General features: G+C 43.9%; 9 protein-coding genes. 3 read left to right on the top strand and 6 right to left on the bottom strand.

Annotated features, from left to right (window positions below; genetic code table 11):
- Positions 1–208: 208 nt before the first annotated feature.
- The gene (gene gltC, locus D4N35_RS12935; RefSeq protein WP_120074294.1) at positions 209–1,111 is read right to left on the bottom strand and encodes a glutamate biosynthesis transcriptional regulator GltC; all 903 of its coding nucleotides are present in this window, start codon (positions 1,109–1,111) and stop codon (positions 209–211) included.
- A gap of 169 nt (positions 1,112–1,280) precedes the next feature.
- Here gltC and gdhA point away from each other — a divergent pair, with 169 nt between their 5' ends.
- Positions 1,281–2,657: an NADP-specific glutamate dehydrogenase gene (gdhA, locus tag D4N35_RS12930; protein WP_430722773.1), complete on the top strand. Its 1,377-nt coding sequence runs from the start codon at positions 1,281–1,283 to the stop codon at positions 2,655–2,657.
- A gap of 67 nt (positions 2,658–2,724) precedes the next feature.
- Here gdhA and D4N35_RS12925 read toward each other — a convergent pair whose 3' ends face one another.
- From D4N35_RS12925 to D4N35_RS12905, 5 genes are all read right to left on the bottom strand, one after another.
- The gene (locus tag D4N35_RS12925) at positions 2,725–4,092 is read right to left on the bottom strand and encodes an FAD-binding oxidoreductase (RefSeq protein WP_120074292.1); all 1,368 of its coding nucleotides are present in this window, start codon (positions 4,090–4,092) and stop codon (positions 2,725–2,727) included.
- Between the two features lie 292 nt (positions 4,093–4,384).
- On the bottom strand, positions 4,385–5,146 hold the full coding sequence (yidC, locus tag D4N35_RS12920; RefSeq protein ID WP_120074290.1) for a membrane protein insertase YidC: 762 nt from the start codon (positions 5,144–5,146) through the stop codon (positions 4,385–4,387).
- A gap of 412 nt (positions 5,147–5,558) precedes the next feature.
- Positions 5,559–6,569 carry a biotin synthase BioB gene (gene bioB / locus D4N35_RS12915; protein WP_120074286.1) on the bottom strand — a complete coding sequence of 337 codons (1,011 nt, stop codon included), beginning with the start codon at positions 6,567–6,569 and terminating at the stop codon, positions 5,559–5,561.
- A gap of 13 nt (positions 6,570–6,582) precedes the next feature.
- On the bottom strand, positions 6,583–7,131 hold the full coding sequence (locus D4N35_RS12910; RefSeq protein ID WP_488281375.1) for a biotin transporter BioY: 549 nt from the start codon (positions 7,129–7,131) through the stop codon (positions 6,583–6,585).
- A 495-nt stretch (positions 7,132–7,626) separates the two neighbouring features.
- Positions 7,627–8,235 carry a nitroreductase family protein gene (locus tag D4N35_RS12905; RefSeq protein ID WP_120074303.1) on the bottom strand — a complete coding sequence of 203 codons (609 nt, stop codon included), beginning with the start codon at positions 8,233–8,235 and terminating at the stop codon, positions 7,627–7,629.
- Between the two features lie 195 nt (positions 8,236–8,430).
- On the opposite strand from D4N35_RS12905, the gene D4N35_RS12900 reads away from it, so the two are divergent.
- Both D4N35_RS12900 and pepT read left to right on the top strand, forming a co-directional pair.
- Complete coding sequence (locus tag D4N35_RS12900; RefSeq protein ID WP_120074284.1) at positions 8,431–8,748, top strand: winged helix-turn-helix transcriptional regulator; 318 nt, start codon at positions 8,431–8,433, stop codon at positions 8,746–8,748.
- Positions 8,749–8,840: 92 nt separating this feature from the next.
- On the top strand, positions 8,841–10,085 hold the full coding sequence (gene pepT / locus D4N35_RS12895) for a peptidase T (protein WP_120074282.1): 1,245 nt from the start codon (positions 8,841–8,843) through the stop codon (positions 10,083–10,085).
- Positions 10,086–10,239: the final 154 nt, after the last annotated feature.

Genomic DNA, 10,239 nt, shown 5'->3' with positions numbered 1-10,239 from the left:
ATAGCCAGGGGTTTTCTAAACCATTAATAAAACCGGAGATACAATCCTTTTTACAAAGGTTGTATCTCCGGTTGACCGGTCAATACTAATATTCTTGCTCTGTTAAGTTAAATAGGATTATACATACTTATCAAAATCCTGTCAACAATTAAAAGAGAAACGTTTCAATATTTCATTCATAATATATAGGATATTTTGTTTGAAATCTCTACTGAAAGCCGCTCAATGTACGGAAGAAGTCTTTCAGGAATTTATGAAAAAGGAGCTCTGTCGGCATCAGCTTCCGATTGTTCGGAATGATCATTCCTACTGTCCGTGTGACATTCTGTTCGGCAAGCGGGATCTTGACTGTTGTACGCGGAAGACTGTCCACAAGAGTAATTTCCGGGAGTAAAGTGACCCCAAGACCTGCAGCGACCAGTCCTTTGATGGCATCAATGTCTTTTCCTTCAAAAGAGACTTGCGGCTCAAAACCGTATTGCCGGCAGGCATTTTCAACGATATTTTGCAGTATATATCCTTTAGGGGATAAAATGAACGGATCATTTCGGAGTTCATCCAACTGCAGGGACTTTCTTGAAGCAAGCGGATGTTTTGCGTAAAGCAGGGCTACGAGGTTTTCCACAAATAAAATTTCACTTGTCACCCTTGCATCATTTTTAGGGACCGGCCCGAGCAAAGCCAAATCAATATCGCCTATTACGACCTGTTCCACCAAATGGCGGTATGAGTCCTGGTGAAGCTGGATATTGACAAAGGGATGGCCTTTTCGAAAAGCGGAGATGACGGTTGGAAGCAACGATGCCGCCAGGCTGCTGGGAAATCCGATTCGGACTGTTCCACGTTCGGGGTCCAGCTGTTCCTCGATTTCTCTTTTTGCTTCATGAATCAAATCCATGGCGGTCTCCATCTTTTCCAAAAACATTTTTCCAATGTGAGTCAGGCGGATGTTCCGCCCTTCCCGAATAAACAGGTCGACCCCCAACTCCGCTTCCAGGTTGACGATTTGCCGGCTGACAGCAGACTGGGCAACGTGCAAGGCTTCTGCTGCTTCTGTCATATGCTCTCTATGGGCCACTTCGATAAAATACTGGATTTGTCTTAATTCCATCAGCGAATTCCCCCTTTTCCATCGATTGATATCAAAAAGGCATCAAATTTATCTCAAATCCATATTGTATAGATTAATTGTAAAGGATAGAATGAATTGTACCAAGTTTAAGGACGTGGAAATTTTTTGAAAATCAAATACAGGTGAATGGGAGTGATAATAAATGGCAATGATTATGGAAATGGAAGCTCATAAATTGCAAACAGCCAAAAAATATATTAAAAGTGTGTATGATACAGTAAAAGAACGCAATGCGAACGAACCTGAATTCCTCCAGGCTGTCCAAGAAATTTTCCACTCTCTTCTTCCCGTATTAGTGAAAAATCCAAAGTATATGGAAAACGGAATATTAGAAAGAATCGTAGAACCGGAACGCATGATTTCCTTCCGGGTACCTTGGGTGGACGATAAAGGGAAAGTGAGAGTTAACCGCGGATTCCGCGTTCAATTCAATGGTACTCTTGGACCTTACAAAGGCGGACTCAGATTTCATCCTTCCGTTAATGCGAGCATCATCAAGTTCTTGGGATTTGAACAAGTTTTTAAGAACGCTTTGACGAACCAGGCGATCGGCGGCGGCAAAGGCGGATCGGATTTTGACCCAAAAGGAAAATCAGATGCGGAAATCATGAGATTTACACAAAGCTTCATGACCGAATTAAGCAAATATATCGGCTCCGGCATTGACGTTCCTGCAGGTGATATCGGGGTAGGAGCTAGAGAAATCGGTTATCTGTTCGGTCAATACAGAAGAATTGCCGGGCATTACGATGCAGGAGTTCTTACCGGAAAAGGCATCGGTTACGGCGGAAGCCTCGGCAGAACCGAAGCAACAGGATATGGACTCATTTATTTTGTCGATGAAATGTTAAAAGACAAAGGCATGAGCTTTGAAGGCCAAACGGTCATCGTATCCGGATCCGGAAATGTATCCATCTATGCGATTGAAAAAGCACAGGAGTATGGGGCTAAGGTCGTTGCCTGCAGTGACTCCAACGGATACATCTATGATGAAAAAGGCATTTGCCTTGATACACTGAAACACTTGAAGGAAGTCGAGAGATCCAGAATTTCCGAGTATGTCAACGAACATCCTCATGCAAAATATATTGAGGGAAGCGAAGGCATCTGGACTATTCCTTGTGATATCGCACTTCCTTGCGCTACTCAAAATGAGCTTGACGAAAAAGCTGCAAAAACTCTTGTGGCTAACGGCGTAAAGGCAGTCGGAGAAGGAGCAAACATGCCGACAACTCATGATGCGGCTGAAGTCTTCCTTAAAAACGACATCCTCTATGCACCAGGAAAAGCATCCAATGCAGGCGGGGTAGCAGTTTCAGCCCTTGAAATGGCGCAAAACAGCTCCCGTATTGCATGGTCACTCGAAAAAGTCGATGCAGAACTTAAGAAAATCATGGTTGATATTTATCGAAACAGCGTCGAAGCCGCTGATAAATACGGAATGAGCGGCAACCTTGTTGCCGGAGCGAACATCGCCGGATTTACAAAAGTGGCTGATGCGATGATTGTCCAAGGAGTTATTTAATAATCACCGACTTTAATAAAAAGACTTTGAAAAGCGGTTCGATCGGATCTGATCAAACCGCTTTTTCCTATTCTTCCGGGAAAATTTTTCCCGGGTTCAATATTTGGTTGGGGTCCAATGTACGCTTTAATGCCAGCATGATTTCCATTGCTTCCCCGTGTTCTTCCCTTTGAAAATCAATTTTTCCAAGGCCGACACCATGCTCGCCGGTACATGTGCCTCCTGATTTCAGAGCAAGCTTAACCATTTGATGGTTGAACTCGACGGCCTTTTCAAACTCACCTTCCACTTTTGGATCATACATGATCATCGTATGGAAGTTGCCGTCCCCAACATGCCCGACAACCCCTCCCTTGAATCCGTACTCATCCAGCTTATTGCTTGCAAACTCAACGTTTTCCGCCAGCTTTGAAATAGGTACGCATACGTCTGTCGTCATGCAGGCCAATTGAGGATTTCCATGTCTATAGGCGTAATTCAATTCGTGGCGGGCCTTCCATAGAGCCGCCCGCTTAAGAGAATCGGTTTCAAACAAAAATTCAAGGCAGCCTGCTTCTTCCACTATGGCCCGGACAAATTCGATGTCTTCTTTGTTTCCCCCTTTATTGCCGTGGAATTCAAAAAACAATGATGGGGCTTCCACATAATCCGTGTCGGAGTATTCATTCGCCTGGCGGATGCTCCGGGCATCGACAAGCTCCATGCGCGCCATCGGGACACCCGCTGTCAAAATAGCGGTTGCGGCTTCCACACAGCTTTTTACGGAAGGGAATGAACATCTTGCAGCAACAATATCTTCCGGAATACCGTGCAATTTCAAGGCTATTTCCGTAAAGACGCCTAAAGTTCCCTCTGATCCCACAAATAAGCCATTCAGGTGAAGTCCCGATGAAGACTTTTTCGCCAAGCTGCCTGTTTCTATGATCCGGCCGTCCGCCAAAACAACTTTCAAATTCAAGACCTGGTCACGCATTCCCCCATAGCGGACAGTCATCGTACCGCTTGCATTCGTTGAGGCCATTCCGCCGATAGTAGCATCTGCCCCCGGATCTACCGGAAAAAATAACCCATGCCTCTTTAACTCTTCATTCAGTTGAATACGTGTGATGCCGGGCTGCACAATGACAACAAGGTCCTCGGGCCTCACTTCAATCACCTTATTCATTCTTTCAAAGTCAATGGAGATCCCTTTATTGACCGGGATGGCCTGCCCTTCCAATCCTGAGCCCGCCCCAAAGGGAACAACAGGGATTTTATGTTTATTTGCATATCGTAAAACTTTCTGTACGTCTTCGCTGGATTCGGGAAATACAACGACGTCAGGCTCACTCGCCGCATGATCGGACTCATCTTTACTATGGTTTCTGAGGATCGTTTCATTGACGGATGTTTGATCCGCCCCGATCAGCCTGCATAAATCTGTATATATGTCCATGTCATTTCTCTCCCCATTAATTTGATCTTTTGCTTAAATGATAACACAAACAGATAAAGAAAAGCGCAAGCGCCCGTTTAGCGACGTACAAACTGGAGCACTCCGCAATGAGATAAAGGAAACACGGCGAGGTACGAGCCGATGTTGACTTATCGTAGTGGAGGAGGGCGAAGTTTGCTAGTCGCTGGGCGCTGGAGCTGGACATATCCATATCATTCCATATAAAAATTTGGCCAAATTTTAAACTTAAACAGCAAAAAAGTAACCAAGGAAAATCCCTGGTCACTTTGGGTTACTCTTTTGCTTTTTCTGGATGCTGCATATAGTATTTTCGTCCAATGTAAGTCTGGATGATGAGGAAAATACCGCCAACCGCCCAATATAACGGCAAAGCTGCAGGAGCATTCAAGGAAATGAAGATAATCATAACGGGAGACATATATGAAAATAATCTCATTTGTTTTTTCTGTTCTTCCGGCACTGTCGCAAGCGAAACCTGCGCTTGAGCAAAATAGACTAAGCCGGCAAGGATTGTCATGATCATATCCGAATGACCGAGATTAAACCAAAGAAAAGTATGCGACGCTATCTCCTTTGAACTGCGGATCGCATAATACAGCCCCATTAATATAGGCATTTGAATGAGTATCGGCAAACATCCCATATTTAATGGGTTCACTCCGTGTTTTTTATAAAGCTCCATCATTTCCAGTTGGATTTTCTGCTGTTCCTCCTGGTTTTTTGCCTGCTTGGAACGTTTTTGAATTTCTTCCATTTCCGGTTTCAGTTTATCCATCTTCACTTTCATCAACTGCTGGTTTTTATACGTTTTCAGCATAAACGGCATCAAAACCAGACGAATCAACAATGTGATGATGATCAGCGCCAGGCCGAAGTTACCGCCAAGAGCGATTCCGATCTCATGAATAAGCCAGGCAAACGGCCGAACGAAGAAATCATAAAAGAATCCGGTCTGATTCGCAACTCCTGAACAGCCCCCAAGCATTGCGGCAGTGATAACAAGCATAAAAAAGAGAAATAACTTTTTCTTCAATTGCACTCACCCTTCTATTTAAATTTTTATTTAAATAGAAGGTGGACATGTTCATCCCCATCATCAGGACATACTTTCCTCCTGACAGTTTTAATGAACTGGAGACAGATACGTGGTATAAGTTCATCATAAACTCTGGTTATAAGAAAGATATTTTCTTTTTTGATATTTTGATAGTAATTTTGTTTATTCACAGGACGGGACAGGGAAATAATGCCCAAACTGAGAATCCACATAATGAGGATAGTCAGCGGTATAAACCATTCCGTGTAAGAATCCTGAAAAATTAGTTCAAGCATATTCAGCACCTAATTTCGATTCGTTATTTCCAGTATAACGATAAACGGCGGTAAATAAAAATGGTTTTTCAAAAAAATGAATAAAACCAGGCGGATTACCGCCCGGTTCGATTTTACGTCAAAGCTTTTGCTGTTTCGCGATTTAAAGGCTCCAAATCCACTTCAAAGCCCATGTCCTCAAGCATTTTCCAGTCCTTCGATCCCTCTTGTCCTCCCGTTGTCAAATAGTCGCCGATGAAAATGGAATTTGCCGGATACAATCCGAGCGGCTGCAGGCTCCGCAAATTGACCTCCCGTCCGCCCGAAATCCTGATTTCCTTTGTCGGATTGATAAAACGGAACAGACAAAGCACTTTCAAGCAATAGCGCGGATCCAGTTCGTTGGTCCCTTCGAGGGGAGTGCCGTCCACGGCATGAAGAAAGTTCACCGGAATGGAGTCAGCATCCAGCACCTTTAAACTGCGTGCCATATCAATGACATCTTCCTTCGATTCTTTCATGCCGATAATGACGCCGGAACAAGGAGAAATCCCCGATGCTTTTGCCGCTTCCACGGTGTTGACCCGGTCATCGTATGTATGGGAAGTCGTGATGTTCACATGATGATTGCTTGATGTGTTGATATTATGGTTGTAGCGGTCAACCCCCGCTTCCTTCAATCGCTCCGCCTGTCCCGGTTTCAAGATGCCGAGACAGGCACAAACGGTCATGCCTTTATGCTTGCCTTTGATTTCTTTTACCGCATCCACGACGATATCCAATTCCCTGTTCGCAGGTCCCCTTCCGCTCGCCACGATACAATATGTTCCGGCGTTCAGCTCCGCTGCGCGGGCTGCCCCTGCGACAATCTCATCCTTTTTCATCATGGAATATTTTTCAATCGGAGCCTTCGATACAATCGACTGCGCACAATAGCCGCAATTTTCGGGGCAAAGTCCCGATTTTGTATTGATGATCATATTCAGTTTCACTTTATTGCCGTAAAAGTTCTTTCTTACCCTATACGCAGCATGCAATAGGGGCAGCAATTCATCATCCGGACAGTCAAGCACTGCCATGGCCTGTTCATCCGTCAACTCTTTTCCCGCTAGAGAAGCTTCTGCAATCACATCATATAGATTCATCTTTTCCTCCCCTTTATCTAGACCTTTTTACAATTCCCTGCATCCGATGTGCAAATAACCCTGCCAAAATGGCGAGCAATATGTCTTTGGGAAGCGGAACTGCCATCCACATCCATGCTACTTTATAAGAAAAAGCATCCGGTGCCGCCGCCCATAATTTATAGGCTCCGTACATCCAGTTTGTCCCGAATAAATAGCTGAAAGCCGTCCCAAGCAAAGCTGCAATGACATATGAATGGACCTTGCTGTTTTTTTCAATGATTTTCCCTGTAATATATGCTGTAAAAATAAATGCAATGATAAATCCGAACGTTGGGCTGAGCAGCTGCCCGATCCCCCCGTGAAAACGGGCGAACACCGGCGCTCCCGCAAGGCCGATAAACGCATAGACCGCCATTGAAATGGCCCCAAGGCGGCTGCCAAGAAATGCTCCTGCCAAAACGGCAAAGAAAGCCTGGAGCGTAATGGGAACTCCCCCAATGACCATAAATGGAACAAAAGAAGTGATATTTGCTCCAATCATCATCAAAGCTGAAAATAAGCTGATATAAATCATATCCAAGGTCTTTAGCCTGCTTTTTGTCTTTATTGCTTCACTGCCCACTATTATCACCTCTGTTGTTTAATATATTTAGAGGATACTTGATAACAAACTAAATTGTCAACTTAATTTTTATTTTGGTTTACAATCAAGTTAAACTTTTTCTGCAACAACATGAATTCTCAATGAGAGCTTTGAATTCATTTTATCGTTCGCTATTTTGGGATTTGTTAGTGACAGGTCTGTTCAGTAATGAAAAATGGACAAATAAAAGGAGTCCAATGCTGCATTGGACCCCTTTATTATAGTAGAAAGCATAAATTTTTCATGGTTATTCATATAAAAGTGTCGTTGCTTTGTCCAGCTCCAGCGCCCAGCGACCTAGCAAACTTCGCACTCCTCCACTACAATAAGTCAACATCGGCTCCTCCGTCGCCGTGTTTCCTTTATCTCATTGCGGAGTGCTCCAGTTTGTACGTCGCTAAACGGGCGCTTGCGCTTTTCTTATAGTCTGTATTATTTAAATACCTTAAACCTTTCATCCATGCTTTGGAATTGTTTTTCCCCTGGAGCAGCCGTCGGTTTGCCAAATGGCATCTGCGCCAGCAATGTCCAGCTTTCAGGAACATTCCAAATTTCTTGGACAGCCTCATCAATCAGCGGCTGATAATGCTGCAAGGTAGCGCCGAAGCCTTCCAACTCCAATGCTGTCCAAACGATGTATTGAAGCATTCCGGATGATTGCAAGGCATAATCCGGGAATTTATCCGCATAGGTTGGGAATTGCTCCTGCAAACCTTTTACAACCTCTTGATCCTCGAAAAACAAGACAGTTCCATAACCGTTGCGGAAACCTTCCATTTTTTTCGCGGTTGGCTCGAATTGGTCTTCAGGAACTATCTCCCTTAATACCGCTTCCGTTATATTCCAGAGTTTATCATGGTTTTCCCCAAGAAGAAGCACCACTCTGGCACTTTGTGAGTTAAAAGAAGACGGCGCATGCTTGATGGCATATTCAATCAATTCTTCAATCTTTTCATCGGAAATCGGTGATTCCTTGCTGATTCCATAAATCGAACGTCTTTCCTTGACAGCAGTATAAAAATCCTGTTTTGTTTTAATCATGGTGAAATTCCCCTTTTCTTTATAGATTCCTGATGGATCTTTCATTTTTATTGTTCCACTTTCCTTGGAAATCCAAGCATTTTTTTGTGGGATCAAACCCCTCAACTTACTTTACGTAAGCAACTATAAATTAGTTTATTTTGTCTGTCAAGAAGAAACAATTAATGATATAATTTAATTATCGAGGTGAACAGTATGAACGGAAACACATGTCCTAGATTTGAAAAAGCCATGAGCATATTGGGACAGCGTTGGACCGGACTGATTATATACCAGCTGCTGAACGGCCCGCAGCGCTTTTGTACGGTGGAGGCGTCGATGCCGATCAGTGCGCGTGTCCTGTCTGAGCGTTTAAAAGATCTGGAAAAAGAGGGAATTGTCAAAAGACAGGTATACCCCGAAACACCGGTTAGAATTGAATACTCTTTGACCGAAAAAGGGATGGCACTCAAGCCGCTTATGAATGAAATTGCCTCATGGGCTGAAAAATGGGTTGAAATTCCTGCTGAATAAATGCCGATTGCTCAGAATGAGTCAATCGGCATCTTTATATTGTGTATTATCCCCCATTAAGATAAATAATAAAGGGAAAGGAGTTTTTCAAAGTGAAAAATGATATTATTGACAGGTTTACTTCGTATGTAAAAGTGGATACGCAATCCAATGAGAACAGTGACACATGCCCTTCCACACCTGGACAACTGACATTGGCCAATCAATTGGTAAAAGAATTGGAATCAATCGGCATGAAAGAAGTGACGATCGACGAAAACGGATACGTTATGGCGACCCTTCCGGCCAACACGGAAAAAGAAGTGCCGACCATCGGATTTTTGGCGCATATCGATACAGCGACAGATTTTACGGGAAAAAACGTAAATCCTCAAATCGTGGAAAACTATGACGGGAAAGATATCATATTGAATCAAGAAAAACAGATCGTCCTGTCGCCAAAAGCATTCCCTTCGCTTGCTGAGTGCAAAGGCCATACGCTTATCACAACGGACGGGACAACGCTGCTTGGCGCAGACAATAAAGCCGGAATCGCAGAAATCATAACGGCGATGGATTATTTGTTGAAGCATCCGGAAATCAAACATGGAAAGGTAAGAGTCGCTTTCACTCCGGATGAGGAAATCGGAAGAGGCCCGCACCGCTTTGATGTCCAAGCTTTCAATGCCTCATTCGCCTATACTGTTGACGGAGGAAAAATCGGACAGCTGGAATATGAAAGTTTCAATGCCGCAAGCGCCAAGCTGACTGTCAAAGGGACAAATATCCATCCGGGAACTGCGAAAGGGATCATGGTCAACTCTCAAGCCATCGCCATCCAATTCCATAACCGCCTCCCCGCCGATGAAGTCCCTGAATTAACTGAAGGATATGAAGGCTTTTACCACCTCCTTTCTTTTGAAGGCAATGTGGAAGAAACCGTGCTTCATTACATCATCCGGGATTTTGACAGGAAAAAGTTTGAGAAAAAGAAAGCATTCATGGAGCAGATTGCCGAGGAACTGGGAGAAAAGTATGGACAAGACAGGATCCGGTTAGAATTGAAAGACCAATATTACAATATGCGGGAGAAAATCGAGCCCGTAAAAGAAATTGTCGAAATTGCTTCAGATGCGATGAAAAAATTGGGCATCGAACCGGACATCTCACCAATTCGCGGCGGAACCGACGGATCCCAGCTCTCTTTTATGGGACTGCCCACTCCGAATATTTTTACCGGCGGAGAAAACTTCCACGGTCCTTATGAGTTTGTGTCAGTCGACGTGATGGAAAAATCGGTGCAGACGATTGTGGAAATCGTGAAGCTGTTTGAGGAACGTGCAGAAGAATTTAAATAGGAACGGACATATTTTGATATTTTTGACAAAAACGATTGACTTTCAATCGGACAGCTGACATAATATTTTTGATAATTATATCTAAAAATACCTTTAAACCAGTCCCGTGAGGCTGACAAGGTGCGCTACGCATGAGAAACTTTTCGCGCGTCAA

Source organism: Siminovitchia fortis, from assembly GCF_003605365.2.
Taxonomy (GTDB): domain Bacteria; phylum Bacillota; class Bacilli; order Bacillales; family Bacillaceae_C; genus Siminovitchia; species Siminovitchia fortis.
Note: the sequence above shows the minus strand (reverse complement) of the source record. Positions and strands in the feature narration are given on the sequence as shown.